This window comes from Bartonella sp. WD12.1, from assembly GCF_002022415.1.
Lineage (GTDB): Bacteria > Pseudomonadota > Alphaproteobacteria > Rhizobiales > Rhizobiaceae > Bartonella.
In genome coordinates this window covers 412,103-431,222 of record NZ_MUBG01000001.1, presented here as the reverse complement: position 1 = coordinate 431,222, position 19,120 = coordinate 412,103, and the positions used below count along the sequence as shown (strand labels likewise).

The following is a 19,120-nucleotide window of genomic DNA, read 5'->3' as shown; positions in this document are numbered from 1 at the left end:
CACGTAATTTATAAAGCTAAACCAACCTGCTCTGTTCCAAAGTAGCCTCAATAAAAGAAGAAAAAAGTGGATGCGGATCAAATGGACGTGACTTTAACTCTGGATGATATTGAACACCAATAAACCACGGATGATCTACATATTCTATTGTTTCTGGTAAAATACCATCTGGACACATACCAGAAAAAATAAATCCAAGTTGTTCTAGCTTTTCTTTATAATGAATATTGACTTCATAACGATGGCGATGTCGCTCGCAAATATTTGTTGTTCCATAAATTTTGGAGATATGGCTACCTTCTTTTAATTGAGCTGCAAAAGAACCAAGACGCATTGTTCCACCAAGATTTCCAGACGCTGTGCGTTTTTCAAGCAAATCCCCCTTAAGCCATTCCGTCATTAAACCTACAACTGCATCCTTTGTCTCACAAAATTCACTCGATGAAGCATTTACAATATTTGCAATATTGCGAGCAGCCTCGATACAAGCTAATTGCATACCAAAACAAATGCCAAAAAATGGAATTTTACGTTCTCGTGCAAATTGAATTGCTCGGATTTTACCTTCTGCACCACGTCCACCAAAAGCACCAGGAACCAAAATCCCATGAACTTTTTGTAAATAAGGTTCAGGATCTTCTTTTTCAAAAAGCTCCGCTTCAATCCATTCAATATTAACCTTCACTTTATTAGCTAACCCACCGTGCGCAATTGCCTCGATAAGAGATTTATAAGCATCTTTCAGGCCTATATATTTCCCAACAATTGCGACCGTTACTTCCCCTTCAGGATGGTGAATGCGATATGTAATATCCTCCCAACGATCCATATTGGGTTGAGGCGCTGAATTAATTCCAAAAGCAAAAAGAACTTCTGAATCTAAACCCTCTTTATGATATGCTACAGGAACATCATAAATAGTCAGAACATCTAACGCCTGAATAACTGCACTTGGACGAACGTTACAAAAAAGTGATAACTTGCGCCGTTCTGATTCTGGAATAGGTCGGTCTGCACGCACTAATAAAATATCAGGAGCTATACCAACTGATTGTAACTCTTTAACGGAGTGTTGTGTTGGTTTAGTTTTTAATTCACCTGCAGAAGCAATATAAGGCATTAACGTAAGGTGCATATAAACAGCACTTTGCCTTGGCAACTCATTACGTAGCTGACGAATCGCTTCCAAAAAAGGCATTGCCTCAATATCACCAACAGTTCCACCTATTTCACATAAGACAAAGTCAAATTCTTCATTTCCTGTAGTAATGAATGCCTTAATCTCATCTGTAACATGAGGAATAACTTGAACTGTTTCCCCTAAATAATCACCGCGGCGTTCTCTTTCAATGATATTGCGATAAATACGCCCTGCCGTGATACTGTCCTGTTTATTAGCAGAACGCCCAGTAAAGCGTTCATAATGACCAAGATCAAGATCTGTTTCTGCGCCATCATCAGTAACAAATACTTCACCATGTTGATAAGGCGACATCGTGCCTGGATCAACATTCAAATAAGGATCAAGCTTACGGATCCGTACACGATATCCGCGTGCCTGTAATATCGCAGCTAAAGCTGCCGCAGCAATGCCTTTCCCAAGAGAAGAAACCACACCACCAGTAATAAAAACATAACGTGCCATGAGCTTACGGTAATAAGCAGTTTATTATAATTTTTCTAGTCAAAAAAATGCTAAAAAGAAATTTTTATTTTTGCAAAGTAAAAAAGGTGCAAAAACAATCTTTTTAAAATCCATATTAAATTTTTAAAAATTAGTTGACGCCATTATCACTTGGATTTTCAACTGGTGATGGAATTGGATTTTCAACTGCAGGGGCAGTAGGCTTACTTTGTTTTTGAGAAGATGTCGAAGCACCACCTAATTGTTCGAAAATAGAAGGCTTGGAACTTTGATTAGATGATGGTTTACCCTCTTCTGTCGTACTTTTGTTCGCCGGATTTTGTTCTGAATTAATCGGAATGCGATTAAGAATATCAGAATCAGAGTTTGATATATTTCCAACTACAACCAGTACAATGGACATTGTAAAAAAACAAATTGCTAAAATAGTCGTTAAACGTGTCAACATGTTTTTGGTCCCACGAGTACTCATAAACCCCGAACCACTACTCGTACCAAGCCCGCCACCTTCTGAAGGCTGAATCAACACAACGCCAATCAAAGTGATAACAATCAAAAAATGAATTACAAGTAGTACTGTTTGCATAAACTCTGCTCTTTATAAACACTTATAGTTATTTATATACAAATTGCGCATAATCCAAGAGATAATTATGAATTCTTTTCTTATAATTGACGATAAACATCGCAAATAGTTAAAAAATCAATCGCTTTTAAACTTGCTCCACCAATTAGAGCACCATTAACATGATTAGTACTCAAAAATTCAAGTGCATTTGATGAATTGACAGATCCACCGTAAAGCAAACGCATGTGACACCCTTCGTTACCAAAACGATAACTGATCTTATCACGAATAAAATTATGCACTTGTGCAACATCCTCTGAAGTAGGAGTTTTACCCGTACCTATAGCCCATATAGGTTCATAAGCAATAATTATATTCTGTGCTGTCGCGTTATCTGGTAAAGAACTCTCAAGCTGGTGCGCGATTACATCTAATACTTTGCCATTTTCACGCTCTTCTAATGTCTCACCGATACAAACAAGAGCAACAAGATTTGCCCTCCATGCAGCTTGTACTTTAGCACAAACAATCGCATTATTTTCATGGTAAGCCGTACGACGTTCTGAATGTCCAATAATAACGTGACTGGCCCCTGCCTCTTTAAGCATAGCAGCTGAAATATCTCCAGTATAAGGACCACTATCACTGAAATGACAATCCTGCCCCCCTAAAAACAACTTTTCACCACTCAACGTATCAGAAGCACGCGATAAAAGCGTTGCTGGAACACAAATAAGCGCTTCAAATAAACAACCCAAATCAGAGCGAATACCAGTAGCGATGGCATGTAACTCTTTAAGAGATTCACCCATTCCATTCATTTTCCAATTTCCAGCAATTAAAGGCCGAATATTTGGAGTCATGTCTTTACCTCAAGAGCTTTAAAAAAAAATTATCGCTTTAAGTACCAAATTATGAAACGAAAGCAAGTCTTTAAGCTTGCATCTTGTGCATCTTTATTGCAAATTCGATCACTGCTTTGATAATCATTGTGCATATAAATGGAATTAAACGATGCTTGATACCCTAAGAAGCGCTAAAAATTCTTGGTTTGCTAGGCTTTTTTTGCTGTTTTACTTTTATGTTTCATTTTTTTATGGGGTGTACCACAGTTATACACACAAGGTGAGAGAGATTTACTCACCTCTGGCAAGTCAACAACAACTGTTGATACTTACCGCCTTGCACTTGCTGATCAGAGCTTACGTTTAGCGCTCAATTCCCATCTTGAACGAATGTTTACCCCAGAGGAAATACAGCAATATAGAATCCCTGCTTTTGTTCTTACTCAATTACAACAAGATGTACTTTTAAATGAACAAGCACGTAAAATGAAAATTAATCTTTCAAAAGACATGATAGCCCAGGCTATTAGTGCTGACAATATTTTTCAAGAAAATGGAGCCTTCAGTCGAGATTTATTTCTCAATTTTCTTCAGCAATTACGTGTTAACCAAAATGATTTCTTTGATTATTACACTCAAAAAGAAAAACGCAATCAGCTCACTCTAGCTTTACTTTCTGGTATGAAGGTGCCAGATATTTTCTATAAAGCCTTTGCTATTTATCAGGAAGAAACGCGTATTGCTGATTATTTCATTGTCGATTTAAAAGAAAAAGAAATAACTGCCGATCCCGATCAAAAAACTTTGCAAAAATGGTTTGATACGCACAAAAATGCATTTCGTGCCCCAGAATATCGCACTGTCTCTTTATTGTCTATAACACCAGAAAAGTTTGTGCAATTAGAAGATATTTCTAAAGATGAAGCCAAAGCTTATTACACTCAAAATATCTCACGTTTTACAACTCCTGAGAAACGTATAATTGAAGAATTACGCTTCCCTACACGCGAAGCGGCTGATGAAGCTGCAAAAAAAATAGCTGATGGTTTAAGTTTTGATGACTTAGTTAAAGCTGAAAAAAAGACTCTCAATGATATAAAAAAAGGACCCTTAGTAAAAAGTGAACGTCCTAATCACCTGGAATCTGAGATTTTTGAACTCAAAAAAGGACAAGTTAGTACTGTCATTGATGATTTGCAAGGTCCTGTAATTATTCGTGTTATAGATATTACACCTTCAAGTTCTATTCCTTTTGAAACTGTAGAAAAGAATATTCGCCAAACACTTACACAAAACCGTGCTGCTACTGATATACACAATAAGTATACAGAAATTGAAAATGCCCGTTTTGAAGGAGCCTCTCTTAAAGAAATTGCCGACCAATATAACTTGCCTCTGCGTAAAATCACTATCGATAAACAAGGAAAAACAATTGAAGGGATAACACTAACAGATTTACCTGAAAAAGATATCTTGTTAGATGCTATCTATCAAGCAAATGTAGAAACCGAGCTTGACCTGCTCTCTCTTCAAGAAGGAGGATATCTCTGGTATCAAGTAGATACGATCATCCCTGCTCGTGACAGAACACTTGAAGAAGTAAAACAAGACGCCATTACTCAATGGAAAAGTGAAGAAATCCAACGCCTTCTCGATGAAAAAGCTGAAAATGCTCTCAAACAGCTCAATAAAGGAAAAAGCCTTGATTCTCTTGCTGTTGAATTTGGCGTTAAAAAACAAACGACTCAAGCTTTACGGCGCCAAGATTCATCAGAAATTTTCGGATCTGAAGACATTAAAGCATTATTTTCTAACCCTAAAGGTCACTATGGCATCGCTAAAGGTACACTCACAACAAACCGCATCGTCTATAAAATAACGGCCTCAGCGATACCTGACAATATCACCGCTCAAACCATTTCATCTGATGTTCGTAATAATCTGAATATGATGATAAGAGAAGATTTAAAGCTAGAAATACTCCAAGTTGCGAATAAAGAACACCCAGTGAAAATTAACAATTCTAACTATAATCGCATCTTCAATACTTTTTAATGAAAATTTTATGAATGATTTTACGTATTCAATGACAAAATTGTAATAAGCGTTTTGCTTAACAATGGAAAAAGTTAAATAAACTCCTTCTTAGATGACATTGATTTATAATAATTTTGGAAAATGGCCACTCATCGCTGCTTTTGTTATCAACCAATAACGATGAAGCTGAGATAAAGTTACATTCTCTTGAAAAACTTTCGCTCCTAATTGCATCGTTCTTTGAAGAGATGCTGGTGTAATTGACAATGGAAGGAATGCTGGTTTGAGTGTTTTAGGTAAAGTGATAGAATGTTCGTAAAACTTGAGATAATGGTCTTTTGATAACGCTACCATAGCTTTAATGATCTCATGTTTTTGTTCATTATTGATATGATTGAACTCCAACTCTTCCCTTTCCATCCCCATAACCTTTAGCATATCAGAAGGAAAATAGCGTTGATATCGTGATTGCATAAACGATAAAAGACGCAATATACCACTCACTGCCTGAGCAATTCCTCCATGTTCGTATGCTTTTGTGAAATTTTGTGCTGCATCAAAATCTAATATCTGGCATGCAAGCTGTAAAATTGTACTTGCTGTCTTACTACAATAAGCTTCAAGATCATGAATGGTTATTATTGGATCATTATAAAGATCAAAAACCCGTGCATCGCAATAACGTAAAAAAGCTGTCTTAGGTAAATTAAACAGAGCAATTGTTGTCAATAAATCATCCAAAATTGGATTATGTTTATTATTTTTTATTTCACCATTGGCAATAGAATCATACCACCAACGTAATCGTATCTCACCAATAAGTGGATCGTGCACACTTTCACGAATACGAGCAATTTCTGCATTAAAAGCGTAAAGAGCAGCTAATGCCCTGCGCTTGTTTTTGGGTGCAAATAAAACTGATATATAGCGATCACGGTCTGTAGCACGTAAAATATCAAAACAATAAGGGAGAAAACTTGTCATTCTACTGCAAACAACACTGCAGCAACTGCACGATTTTCAGCTAAAAGAATATTAAATGTACGCACTGCTGCTCCTGTACTCATAGTATCTGTTGAAATATGCTTTTCTCGTAAAAGTGCTCGTAATGTTTCAGGTAATCGCAATAATTCGACTCCAGTACCCACTAATAAAACTTCAATCTGATCTGCTTCTTCTAAAATACGAGAAATATCATCCCGAGTGGGTATAGGCTCTACCATATTAATACCGTAAACGCCCGATGGTACACACATAATAGAACCACGATGTGACATATCAGCGAAACGAAAACCACCATTTCCATAAGCATCAATAGGTGTGCGTCCTGGAAAATGTGCTTCACGGATTTGAATTGCATGAAACATAATAAGCGCCTTTTTTAAAAACCCAACTGTCCTTTTTCCTCCCCCAAAAACTAACAAAAGACCAATAATAAATTAGGCTGCTATAATAGCTCCTATAACAACACTGACACAAAATCTTTTATCAAAATCATCAAACAAAACAGGTGAATATACAAAAAAATATTACAAATGATATTTAAATAACTATGCTTCAAAAGGAAGACTTATTTTAGCCTATTTGCTCAAAAAATAAGTAATTTCAGTCATATAACAATTATATTAATAGCTAAAACCGTTCTAACCCTTTATTAATTTAACAACGACTATTCAAATAAAATATATTCTCATAGAATAATAACCAAAGATACAATCTTTATTATTGATTATAAAGACCCCTAAAATAAAATGGCTTTTCTATGAAAAGCCATTTTACCTCTATAAGGGTGAAAATTCTACAAGTGCAATTACAGTTTCGGTTTATCCCCCTTTGGTGCAACTTTCTCCTTCTTCGTTATTACCGTACTTGTTTTCTTTGCAATTTTAGCTACGGGTTTTTTTGGTGCCTTTGCATTAGCAGTAGATTTTGGCTTTTCTTCCGAAAGTGGCTCACCTTTAATACGAACATCAGCTAAAGTTGAACGAACAACACGAATGCATACACTGTCATTAATTTCAACCTCTAACTCACCCTGCTCATCATAAACCTTTGTAACTTTACCGATAATACCGCCACCCGTCACAACTGTATCACCACGGCGTACAGCATTAAGCATTTCCTGCCGCTTTTTCATTTGCGTACGCTGTGGGCGAATAATCAAAAAATACATAATAGCAAAAATCAGAATGAAAGGAACAAAGGTAATAAGCGACGACCCACCAGAAATGCCGCCTGCAGCCTGAGCATAAGCGTTAGTAATAAACATTTTGATCTCCTATAGATTAAACTTCATATATTTCCCCTCTACTAAAATAAGCTTTTGGCTTAGAGAAAGAAAAATTTCTTAGATACTATATATCCTAACCACTACATTATACAGTTTTAGCTTTTCCAAAGGAAATAAAACCTTAAAAGCTAAAACACAACAAATAAATACTTCTAAAAAACGATTTCATTCTGTCCAATACATACAAAAAATATAAGATCTCTCATAAATTGAAAAAACAACTAATGTAAAATAATTTTTTGTTTCCAAAATTAGATCAATTGATCGCCAATCTTAATCGTATAATATCTTTCGTTTAAATGCTACCTGAGCTGATTACTTTGCTAAATTCCAGTAAATTATATTTCGGGTTTGTTAATAACATCAATTGAGTTGACATAAACTTTATTTGCAATCTTTAATATCAAGGACATCTCACTGAAAATATGTAATAATCTGTTCAAGAACAGCCCATTTTATGGGACTGCCGAACATATACAACACAGGTTAGTCATTAGTGATTCAATAAATTATATAGTGTAATCCAAATATACTGGATATCGAAAAAACTCTTAAACTTATTGAAAATACTGTTTAACAGCATCGCCCTTCTTACTTTAATGAACCCCTTTAAAATAAGAAATATCACCTTATCATCTTCTGTAATAGTTTTTATTTACTATAACAATCCATTATCTAAAGCTTTAAAAACTACTTTGATAATAGTGTCAAAAACACTTTCAAAATATCATGTTTCATGCAACATCAAAAAGGTAACATCTATGGCTACCATATATAACTGACAACACGTACTTTATAGTTATTACTATTTCTGTACAGCTATAAAAAGATGATTCTCTAATCACCTCTAGTTTTTAGCTTCTTTATAAATTGCAGTAAAAAATCACATTATAATATGATGAATACTTATAGTACTCTTTTTATAATAAACTACAAAATAATTTAAAAAACTCATAAATCACATCTTAGAAAGAGCAATAACATACGAAAATCATTCTAATACTATAAAAATAGCAAAATTATAACAGACAAGAACCTGAATAACGGCCCTAAATAAGCCTTTGTTTTAATATACAATTAAAAACAACTTAGACAACCTTTAATTTTATATAATAAAATGACTCTTCCGTTAATTTTCTAAATATTTGATAGGGTCGACAGGCACAGTGTTCTTACGGACCTCAAAATAAACGCGCGGTGTTGTAGCATCTCCTGAAACACCAGACTTAGCAATCTCATCACCACGCCGTACCTTTTGCCCTCTACTAACAACAAGTTTATTATTATGTCCATAAATAGTAATAATATTGTCTTCATGCCGAATCATGACAACATTGCCAAGTTCTTTTAATCCATCACTTGCATAGATAACAACACCATTTTCCGCTGCCTTTACTGATGAACCTTCAGGTACAGTAATTTCTATTCCTCGACTAACTACTGTTCCTTTCTTTTGACCAAAGTGGCTTAACAAACGCCCTCGTACTGGCCAACGCATTTTAGAAATCCCTGTTGCTTGCGGAGCAACAACATCATCTGAATCAACCACTGTATCCGATAAAGCAGTTACAGGCTTTTGCAGAGAAGAATCCTGCTTAACATTTGAGGAATCAGTCTTGCTCGCAGATGTAGTTGTTACAGAAGTTCCATACACAGATGATGGATCCTTTTTACTTTCAACAGAGGATACAACTTTAGATGGAGTTGAAGATGGAGTTTGTGATGTTACTTGAGTATTATTGGAAGCATTTGAAGGTACACTTGTGCGTTCATCTGGGATAATGAGCACCTGACCAACATGGATAGAATGATTATTCATACCATTTGCTAATTTTAACGCCTCAACACTAACTCCTATTTGCCGTGCAATACTTAACAGGGTATCACCACTTTGTACAATATAAGATCCCCGCCTAGAAGTAGGAGGATTATTCACTTGTGAATGAGAAAGTGTTCCAAGATTTTGCGGTGGAGAGCCCATAATTCGCCCATCAGAGGAAAACTCTCTGTGCTTATCAGAATAAGATGTGGTTCCCTGTTCTAGAGAATCATACGAACTATCATTAACTCCTGAATCATAAGGTGACTCCACAGGTGGTAGCTCACTGCTTTGTATTATCCCACCTTCTGATAACATTTGTGGATCATCAGACATTGTTGTGAGTGTAGTCGACTGAGCAGGACCTTTATAAAAACCATCATAAAAACGCTGTGTACCAGAACTACAACCCGTTATTATCGTTACTACAACCCAAAGAACTATCCCCTGAAGACTATACCGCATAATGTTACTCAAAAATTCAAATATATGGTTTATTTATTGGCCAATACCCAACTCATTCTATTAAATCTTGCTAATATTACCTAAGAGTTAAAGATTGAATATTTTACCTATAAAAATTTCACAAAAAGACCAAAATGAATTTGTTATAAATAGAGCACATAGGTTTCTTCACAACCTCTTAACCTAAAAAATCAAAGTATTTCTGCAACGTTTTCAATAAAGGGTTGATAACGTACTTGAAACATTTCTGAACGTTCAAATTGGCTACCAATTTTCGTATAACGCATAACAGTTTGCACCCCTTCATCTGGCCCAATAGCTTGAATGAGAATTCCATTCCCAGCTAAAATTTCTAAAAATTCTTCCGGTTCATCAGAGCGTGATGGCCAAATAAGAATACGATCAAACGATCCAAAACTCGTAATACCTTTACTTGCGTCAATCTGCTGTGCAACAATATTGTCAAGCCCTAAAGTTTGAAATCTTTGCCGTGCCAATTCAACAAGTGTTCTATAACGATCAATCGTTATCACTCGATCACTAAGACACGCCATAAGAGCAGTACAAAAACCAGAACCTGTACCAATTTCTAAAACACGGTGCTTTTTTTTCAACGATAACGCAGCGAGAATTAAAAGCTGTTCTTCTAAACGCTCAATATACTCACCACACTCAATTGGAATAATTTTATTATCATATGCACCCTTAAGCCAAGGAACAGCGACAAAATGATGACGTGGAATTTTCTCAAACGCAGCAAAAAAGCGTAGATCATCAACCCCTTTACTGCGCATTTTCAGTACAAGGCTTGCCAATTCCTCACGAAATTGTAAATTTTTCTTCTGCTCCATAATATCATTCGATTTTTAATGTAACGATTACTCTATTTACACGTGCATTACTTTTTAAAAGCATTCAAATTTTCTAATAAACGCTATTATCATTTATCAATAATAAACGTGTATTGGTGCTTATTCACACAAGTTAAATAGTGAGACGACTTATTCCCTTCATATAAGGCTGCAAAACATCTGGGACAATAACTGATCCATCAGCCTGCTGATAATTTTCAAGAATAGCAATAAGGCAACGACCAACAGCTGTACCAGAACCATTCAGAGTATGCACAAAGTGTAATGTTTTTTCACCTTTTGTACGATACCGAGCATTCATACGTCGTCCTTGAAAATCCCCACAAACTGAACAACTTGAAATTTCACGATAGCACCCCTGCCCCGGAAGCCAAACTTCAATATCATAAGTTTTACGAGCAGAAAACCCCATATCACCAGTAGAAAGAAGCACAGTACGAAAAGGCAACCCAAGCCGCTTCAATACATTTTCCGCACATTCTGTCATACGCTCTAATTCACTTAAGGATTGTTCTTCGGTAGTAATTGATACCATTTCTACCTTCCAAAACTGGTGCTGACGCAGCATCCCACGTGTATCACGCCCAGCTGCCCCTGCTTCTGAACGGAAACAAGGTGTAAGAGAAGAAAACCGTAAAGGTAAATCTGATATATCAAGAACTTCACTATTTACTAAATTAACTAATGGCACTTCCGCTGTGGAAATAAGCCATTTGCCATCTGTAGTTCGAAAAAGATCGTCAGAAAATTTTGGTAATTGTCCTGCTCCATAAACAATTTCATCACGTACAAGAAGAGGTACTGAAACTTCTGTATAACCATGTTCATCTACATGCATATCAAGCATAAATTGACCTAATGCGCGCTCAAGCCGTGCCAATGCCCCTGAAAGTATTGTAAAGCGTGCACCAGATAAACGACTTGCCTGTTCAAAATCCATCTGTTGAAGATTCTGACCAAGATCAAAATGTTCCTTCGGTGTAAAATCAAACGTCGTAGGTGTACCAAAGTGCCGAACAACAACGTTAGCTTTTTCATCTTTGCCTTCCGGAACATCACTTAATGGAATATTTGGTATAGCTGAAAGAGTCTTTTCAAGATTTTCCGTTAGTTGCTTTTCTTCCATTGAAGCAGAAGAAAGAAAATCTTTAATTTCCTCAACCTCAGCTTTAATACGTTCAGCATTTTTCTGATCACCCGCAGCTAAAGCTTGCCCTATTTCTTTTGAAGCCACGTTGCGACGTTCTTGTGCACATTGTATTTTTGCAACGTGCGATCGACGTTCAAGATCAAGCTCTATCAACCTTTGAGCTTGTGGTTCAATCCCCCTATTTTTTAGAGCTGCGTCTAATTTTTCAGGATTTTCACGGATCCATTTAATATCGAGCATTAGAACTCCTTATTTACATCGTTTTTATTTGATTGCTTATTATACAAAATATAAACTTCTATTAAGAGGATTTCTTTTTCCTATCCAGCAAGCAATTAAAATTGATATTTCATAGAGAATTATCGTCGGTAAAGCTACTGCAAACATAGAAAAAAATCCGATGGTGTTACCATAACCGCAATTATAAAAGAAATCAGGACGACCCACTTTCATTTGGACGGCAACATATGAGATGTCAACAATCCAATTTTCATTAATAACCTAGCAATAAGAGATAATTGAAAAATCAAACCAAAAATCCAGATAAATGAAGTCACAAAGTTCAGATAACTAGAGATACGCGCTATAAACTTTACTCTTCAATGAAGATTCAGAGAGAGGCTAAACCGAAGTATCATAAGGTGCTAATAAACCGTAAACAAATGCACCCCAATTAAAAAACGGCGCACTGATAAGAAATGGTGAAAAAGTCAGACGCTTATTTTTAAAGCCCTGGCACTCTAAATTATAAAGCTGAAGCCATATAGGCAAATGATAAATGGCTATCCCAAAACGGAAAGTTTTATTTTCGTAAAAAAGTTTCCTATACTTGCGCTGATTGAAAACAAATATTTTCAGGATCACCACCCTATATCTTTATCATCCACTGATAAGGCTATATCAAAAAATACAAAAATAATCCTTGAGGGAGAAAACACATTATAAAATGTGATAAAAATGCAATTAGAGATGCAATAACTTGCTAACGTAATTTAACGTAAGTGCTCTAAAAACGGTGCTACACTGGTGTTAATTCTATCTTTTTTAAATTTACGACACGTTTTTACTATTTTTCCTATCTTTAGAAGTTATACCTATAGCTTATAACTATGAATAACAAATACCCTTAATTCTTTATTTCAATGCTTTTTAGCGCATGTAAAAAACGCCTTTATCTTGTTCCAATTTATGAAATATCGTATTTACATCAAGATTATCTTGGATATCCTTCAATACATCATGAATTGAATCAAAAAAAATCGTTAATTCTTTGTAAGGATTAGGAATTTTTGTTATTTGATAATGTCTTTTGCAAATTATTCAATTCAGTTTATTTTATTGTATCATCAAACTGATGTTGAGATTTATTGGCCGTCAAACGTATATATGCCTTGGCCTTTATTATTATACATTAGGCCAATTTTTTAATTCAACTACAATAATAAAAACAAATAAGATAATTAAAAACTTTGCCCTATTAATCCCACATCCTACACATTGTTTAGACTCGACTTTCTCACTTAAAATGATTCATGCTAAAATTATGATTTCGTCTTTGTGATTTCATATATTACTTTTTAGAAACAGGCTTTTTCCTGTTTTTAAAAAAGAAGAATTTCTTTTGGCATTTGACTTGCAAATTTTACTGATAACAATTGAAATTGTTGAAACCAACTTCAATTTCATAGCATGAACACTCACTATATAAATGATATTTTAAATATAATTATATCTTATTTGTACATTTCTTTTCTAAATGAAACGTAACAAAACATCGATTGTCTCAAGCTAATATTGTTATGCCATTTTCACTCTTATGCAACATATTTAATAAATCAAGCCAACTCAAAATTACATATTTATTTAACAAAAGCTAAGAGACTTGAAAATTCTTCTCTTAAAGCAACCTCATCTGACACATCAGGCTTTCCAACCCTAGCATGGGCATTACAAGCACGCTCTAAGGCTTTTCCTGATAAAAACGGAGTAGCATGAGCAATAACAAGCATTTCTTCCAAATTACCATTACAATGAAGAACAATATCACAACCTGCTGCAAAAATTTTATGTGTTAAATCTGAAAGATCGTTCGAACATATACTCTCTGAAAGACCTTTCATTGACACATCATCTGTCATTAAAAGACCATCAAAACCAATCTTTTTACGAATAATATCCTCTACAACTTTCTTAGACAATGTTGCAGGTACTTTATCGTCAATTGCCTCATAAACAATATGAGCAGTCATTGCAGCTGGAAAATCCGCTAAATTTCTAAAAGGTATAAAATCATATTGTTCTAAAATATCAAAGGTTGCATCTACGCGTGCCATCTTTAAGTGCGTATCGCACAATGCCCGACCATGTCCGGGAATATGTTTCATTACTGGTAAAACACCACCATCTAAAAGCCCCCTAGCAGCTGCACGCCCTAAAGCAGTAACCGTTTCTGGTTCTTGAGCATAAGCGCGCGTTCCAATAACGTCATGAGCCCCTACCACCGGTACATCTAACAACGGAAGACAATTTGCATTAATGCCAAGCTTCATCAAATCAAAAGCATGAAGCCGTGACATAATCCAAGCAGCACGAAGACCTGCTTCCTGATTTTTTTTATAAATAGCTCCTAAAGTTGCAGCCATTGGATAATTAGGTGCTAAAGGTGGGCGCAAGCGTTGCACCCTTCCCCCTTCCTGATCAATGAAAATAAAAATATCATCACGTTCACTAACTTCACATAAAGATGCAGTAAGTGCTTTGATATCGTCTGCGGTACTAATATTACGCGCAAATAAAATAAAAGCCCAAGGCTTATGCTCAGTAATAAATGCCTTTTCATCATTTGTTAGAACCGGACCTGAAATACCGGTAATCATGGCTTTTATTTCTAACATTATTATAAAACCTTAATATTTATTTGATAATGATTTATCAATATATTTTGAGTGAATTGAAATGCTTTCAAACCCATACTAATTTTAAAGACAAATATTATGTACAATCATCTTATTATTTTAGCACGAGATAATCATGTTAATAAAAGATAGAGATTTTACCCAGTATGATCTTATAATTTGAAAAAATTCCGACAAAATAACTGTGTTTACTTTACAAGCACTAATTTTTCATTGGGTTGGTAAATAGCCTAAATACTAACGATAAACCTCATTTATATAAATCGCATCGATGTAAAAAATAATATAATGGATAAACGCCAATGCATAGTGAAGTTTTCTAGATGCATCAGCCTTTTTAATCAATATATTGCTTTTATAATAGAGCTCTCACTGATACATAAAATTGTTATTTTACATCAAAAAAAGATTTAAAAAGAAATAAAAGAATTTTGGTCAATCAATCATATATATGATAAAATTTGGTTATGAATTATCGGCATATTTATCATGCTGGCAATTTTGCTGATGTTTTTAAACACATTATTGTCACACGCATCGTAGAGTACCTCAAACGTAAAGAAAAAGCTTTTCGCGTTATAGATACGCATGCAGGAATTGGACTTTATAATCTCTCTTCCCTAGAAGCACATAAAACAGGAGAATGGCGTGATGGCGTGGGAAGGCTTTTGTCAACACCCATTCCGGAAGATGTGAAAACACTCTTACATCCATGGTGTAATGTCATTAATACAATAAATAAAGGAAATAAAGAGCTTATATTCTATCCTGGATCACCTATTTTTATCCGTCAACTATTGCGTAAGCAAGACCGGCTCACTGCTATTGAATTACATAAGGAAGATTACCAAACCTTAGTAAACAACTTTGCCGGCGATTATCAAACAAAAATTTTGCATTTAAATGGTTGGCTCTCTTTAAATTCTCACTTACCACCAAAAGAAAAACGTGGGTTTATTCTTGTTGATCCACCTTTTGAAAAACCTGATGAATTTTCTCGTCTCATTGATGGGGTGGTGAAAGCATATCGACGTTTTTCTGGAGGCACTTACGCTTTATGGTATCCTGTTAAATATAATGAAGAAATCGAGAATTTTCTTCATGCTCTACATAAAACGGGAATTCCAAAAATTCTCCAGCTTGAAATGCGTATTCGAAAAAAAATAACACCAACTACAATGAATGGGAGTGGTATGATTCTTATCAATCCTCCTTATCTTCTTGAAGAAGAAATGCAAAAACTTACTCCTTTCCTTATTAACCGTCTTGGACAGGATAAGAGTGCGCAAATTACCTATAAATGGCTCCATAAAGAATAGTTATAATATGAAGGCATTCCACTTTAATAAAGCACTCTTCACAACGAAGATAAAGCTATCAAGCTGATTAGCAAGAGAACTTACTCCATTACAGATTACTCAACTTTTGAAGATTGATTATAAAACAGAAATGAATATGACGGCTAACAATATAAATTTGATTTTCTTTTTCCAAAACCATTCTAAAAATCTCTGGTAATCAGGCTATAATCAAACTCACTCTTTCAATTAATTTATAGGTAGGATAGACCAGCTCATAAATTGCCTTATGGAATTAACTTGATGATCTTTGGTCTAAAATGATAATTAAAAATCATAGAATTTATACTATAATGCGTCTATTTATTGGGAGATAAAACTTCAAACAAACGAATAATAATATTTGACAGAAAACAACATTTCACGTGGCAAACGCAAAATCTTGTTGGAAAAATTGAATGACCCTGAAAAACGATACATCCTGTCTTCCAAATAAAGAAAAAAAACTATCTTTTCTGTCTAATATCATATGGGACAATGCTCACCAAAGAAATGATAACCATCAACTCAAAGGAGCTGCACTTATACAAGAATTTGTTAAACACCTTCCTCACAAACCAGGGGTTTATCGAATGTTTAATGAAAATGGTGACGTTCTCTATGTTGGTAAAGCACGGAATTTAAAAAAACGCGTTTCAAGCTATACCCGTGAACAAGGGCATAATAACCGTATTATTCGTATGATTAGTGCAACATATCATATGGAATTTGTTGTTACCCATACAGAGACAGAAGCATTACTTTTAGAAGCTAATCTCATCAAAAGATTACACCCGCGTTTTAATGTACTACTGCGCGATGACAAAAGCTTCCCCTATATCATTATTACTGATGATCACCGAGCACCTGCACTTTACAAACATCGCGGCGCTCGAACACGAAAAGCCCATTATTTCGGTCCTTTTGCCTCTTCCGGTGCTGTTGCACAAACAATCAACGTCTTACAACGCGCTTTTTTATTAAGAACTTGTGCTGATTCAGTTTTTAACAATCGCACACGACCTTGTTTGCTTTATCAAATCAAGCGATGTTCAGCCCCTTGTACACATGAAATCAATGATAGCGATTATATAAAACTGGTTCAAAAAGCAAAAGCTTTCCTTTCTGGGAAAAGCCAATCGGTAAAAAAAGATATGGCTCAAGCTATGCATAAAGCCTCAGAAAATCTTGATTTTGAACAAGCTATTGCTTATCGCGACCGTTTATCAGCCCTTTCTCATATACAAAGCCATCAAGGCATTAATCCTCAAACGGTAAAAGAAGCGGATGTATTTGCAATTGCACAACAAGGAGGAATGACCTGTATTCAAGTGTTTTTTTTCCGCATGGGGCAAAATTGGGGAAATCGAGCTTATTTTCCAAAAGCAGATTCATCTTTCTCTAATGCTGAGATTTTAACGAGTTTTATCACCCAATTTTATGATGATAAACCAATTCCAAAACTCATTCTTTTATCGGAAAAAATTGAAGAAGAAGCACTTCTTACGGAAGCATTAAATCTAAAAGCAAATCACAAAATATTTCTATCCTTACCGCAAAAAGGTGAACGCAAATCTCTTGTTAATCACGCTTATACCAATGCTTATGAAGCTCTGGGACGTAAACTTGCTGAAACAGCAACACATATAAAACTCCTTCAAGGTGTTGCTGAAACATTTCAACTACCCCATACCCCACGCCGCATAGAAATCTATGACAATTCACATATCATGGGTACCAATGCGGTAGGTGCAATGGTTGTTTTTGATCAAACAGGATTTATTAAAAATCAATATCGCAAATTCAACATTCGTTCGACTGATATTACACCTGGTGATGATCTTAGTATGATGAAAGAAGTTATTGAACGAAGATTTTCACGTCTTATTAAAGAACATGGCTTGCCTAATAGGAACAAAGATACAAAAAATGATAGTGATAATTCTTTTCCCATTTGGCCTGATCTTATCCTAATTGATGGTGGTGAAGGACAAATAAATGTCGTTCGTACATTATTATCTCAATTGGGATTAGATGATTTTGTCACAGCAATTGGTATAGCTAAAGGTGCTGACCGTAATACCGGTCGTGAACGATTTTTTATAAAAGGGAAACTACCTTTCACACTCCCCTCACACGATCCTATTCTTTACTTTTTGCAACGTTTACGTGATGAAGCACACCGGTTTGCACTCGAAACCCATAGAATAAAACGAAAAAAAGAAACATTCAAAAATCTACTTGATGAAATCGAAAATATAGGCCCTACAAGAAAATATACTTTGCTTAACCATTTTGGAAGCACCAAAGCCATCGCCAATGCTTCTGTTGAAGATTTAAACAAAGTAGCAGGTATTTCTACCGCAATGGCACAAAAAATTCATAACCATTTTAATGAAAAATAAGGACTTGCTTCATATTCATTGCCTTGTTACGTTTATAAAACATGCTGTACTTCACAAAGGATTGAAAACGGCTCAATGGAAAATCATACTTTCTCTTTTCCAAATATTCTGACTTACGCACGAATTGTCGCAGTTCCATTAGTTGTTGCGTGTTTTTTTTTAGAAGGACGGCTACAATCAAGCGATATTGGACGCTGGATCGCTGTTTTTATTTTTGTGATTGCATCTATTACAGATTTTTTGGATGGCTATCTTGCCCGTATTTGGAAACAAACATCCAACATTGGTCGTATGTTAGATCCAATTGCAGATAAACTGCTTGTTTCATCCTGTTTGCTGTTGCTTGCAGCAGATAGCACTATTGCTGGGTGGACACTTTGGGCAGCCATTATCATTCTTTGTAGGGAAATTCTTGTATCAGGATTACGTGAATATTTGGTTGAATTAAAAGTTAGTGTTCCCGTCTCTTGTCTTGCAAAATGGAAAACTTCTGTACAAATGGTAGCCATTATCTTTCTCTTAGCAGGCCCAGCTGGTAATAAAATTTTTCCTTATACAATGGAATTTGGCATAACTATGCTATGGATTGCAGCTCTTCTCACATTGTGGACAGGATGGGATTATTTTCGTGCAGGCTTAAAACACGTTATTACATAAAAGATAAATGATAAAATTGTAGCTTAATTAGCGGTTAGAAAAATATCCGATACTATTGTACTGAAATGTAATGTTTTTTAATATCAATGGTAAAATTCGGAAAATATGCAAATAA

14 protein-coding genes and 1 pseudogene are annotated in these 19,120 nt (G+C 35.2%); 4 read left to right on the top strand and 11 right to left on the bottom strand.

The annotated features are described in order from the left end of the window. Positions 1 to 16: 16 nt before the first annotated feature. From BWD121_RS01640 to tpiA, 3 genes are all read right to left on the bottom strand, one after another. A complete protein-coding gene (locus tag BWD121_RS01640) occupies positions 17 to 1,645 on the bottom strand; it encodes a CTP synthase (protein ID WP_078663113.1) in 1,629 nt (542 codons plus the stop codon). A 130-nt stretch (positions 1,646 to 1,775) separates the two neighbouring features. After that, positions 1,776 to 2,231, bottom strand: coding sequence for a preprotein translocase subunit SecG (secG, locus tag BWD121_RS01635; RefSeq protein WP_078663112.1), 456 nt, complete (start codon positions 2,229 to 2,231; stop codon positions 1,776 to 1,778). 80 nt (positions 2,232 to 2,311) lie between these two features. After that, positions 2,312 to 3,076 carry a triose-phosphate isomerase gene (gene tpiA, locus BWD121_RS01630; RefSeq protein ID WP_078663111.1) on the bottom strand — a complete coding sequence of 255 codons (765 nt, stop codon included), beginning with the start codon at positions 3,074 to 3,076 and terminating at the stop codon, positions 2,312 to 2,314. A gap of 151 nt (positions 3,077 to 3,227) precedes the next feature. Here tpiA and BWD121_RS01625 point away from each other — a divergent pair. Next, positions 3,228 to 5,113: pseudogene (locus BWD121_RS01625) on the top strand (peptidyl-prolyl cis-trans isomerase). A 105-nt stretch (positions 5,114 to 5,218) separates the two neighbouring features. On the opposite strand, the gene BWD121_RS01620 reads toward BWD121_RS01625, so the two are convergent. From BWD121_RS01620 to nagZ, 8 genes are all read right to left on the bottom strand, one after another. Beyond that, positions 5,219 to 6,079: a phytoene/squalene synthase family protein gene (locus BWD121_RS01620; protein ID WP_078663110.1), complete on the bottom strand. Its 861-nt coding sequence runs from the start codon at positions 6,077 to 6,079 to the stop codon at positions 5,219 to 5,221. Then, on the bottom strand, positions 6,076 to 6,462 hold the full coding sequence (locus BWD121_RS01615; protein WP_078664043.1) for an MTH938/NDUFAF3 family protein: 387 nt from the start codon (positions 6,460 to 6,462) through the stop codon (positions 6,076 to 6,078). The genes BWD121_RS01620 and BWD121_RS01615 overlap by 4 nt, the downstream gene beginning before the upstream one ends. A 443-nt stretch (positions 6,463 to 6,905) precedes the next feature. After that, positions 6,906 to 7,364 (bottom strand): preprotein translocase subunit YajC, encoded by a 459-nt coding sequence (gene yajC, locus BWD121_RS01610; RefSeq protein WP_078663109.1) that lies wholly within the window; start codon positions 7,362 to 7,364, stop codon positions 6,906 to 6,908. A 1,150-nt stretch (positions 7,365 to 8,514) separates the two neighbouring features. Next, the gene (locus tag BWD121_RS01605) at positions 8,515 to 9,669 is read right to left on the bottom strand and encodes a M23 family metallopeptidase (protein WP_078663108.1); all 1,155 of its coding nucleotides are present in this window, start codon (positions 9,667 to 9,669) and stop codon (positions 8,515 to 8,517) included. A gap of 191 nt (positions 9,670 to 9,860) precedes the next feature. Continuing rightward, positions 9,861 to 10,520: a protein-L-isoaspartate(D-aspartate) O-methyltransferase gene (locus BWD121_RS01600; protein ID WP_078663107.1), complete on the bottom strand. Its 660-nt coding sequence runs from the start codon at positions 10,518 to 10,520 to the stop codon at positions 9,861 to 9,863. Positions 10,521 to 10,653: 133 nt separating this feature from the next. Then, positions 10,654 to 11,931, bottom strand: a complete 1,278-nt coding sequence (gene serS, locus BWD121_RS01595; protein ID WP_078663106.1) for a serine--tRNA ligase — start codon at positions 11,929 to 11,931, stop codon at positions 10,654 to 10,656. A gap of 209 nt (positions 11,932 to 12,140) precedes the next feature. Next, complete coding sequence (locus tag BWD121_RS08645) at positions 12,141 to 12,248, bottom strand: hypothetical protein (RefSeq protein WP_346418108.1); 108 nt, start codon at positions 12,246 to 12,248, stop codon at positions 12,141 to 12,143. Positions 12,249 to 13,550: 1,302 nt separating this feature from the next. Then, positions 13,551 to 14,585 (bottom strand): beta-N-acetylhexosaminidase, encoded by a 1,035-nt coding sequence (nagZ, locus tag BWD121_RS01585; RefSeq protein ID WP_078663105.1) that lies wholly within the window; start codon positions 14,583 to 14,585, stop codon positions 13,551 to 13,553. Between the two features lie 488 nt (positions 14,586 to 15,073). Between nagZ and rlmJ the strand changes: the two genes are divergently transcribed. From rlmJ to pgsA, 3 genes are all read left to right on the top strand, one after another. Further along, positions 15,074 to 15,925: a 23S rRNA (adenine(2030)-N(6))-methyltransferase RlmJ gene (gene rlmJ / locus BWD121_RS01580; RefSeq protein ID WP_078664042.1), complete on the top strand. Its 852-nt coding sequence runs from the start codon at positions 15,074 to 15,076 to the stop codon at positions 15,923 to 15,925. A gap of 437 nt (positions 15,926 to 16,362) precedes the next feature. Next, complete coding sequence (uvrC, locus tag BWD121_RS01575) at positions 16,363 to 18,348, top strand: excinuclease ABC subunit UvrC (protein WP_078663104.1); 1,986 nt, start codon at positions 16,363 to 16,365, stop codon at positions 18,346 to 18,348. A 75-nt stretch (positions 18,349 to 18,423) separates the two neighbouring features. After that, positions 18,424 to 19,005 (top strand): CDP-diacylglycerol--glycerol-3-phosphate 3-phosphatidyltransferase, encoded by a 582-nt coding sequence (gene pgsA, locus BWD121_RS01570; protein ID WP_078663103.1) that lies wholly within the window; start codon positions 18,424 to 18,426, stop codon positions 19,003 to 19,005. Positions 19,006 to 19,120 lie beyond the last annotated feature (115 nt).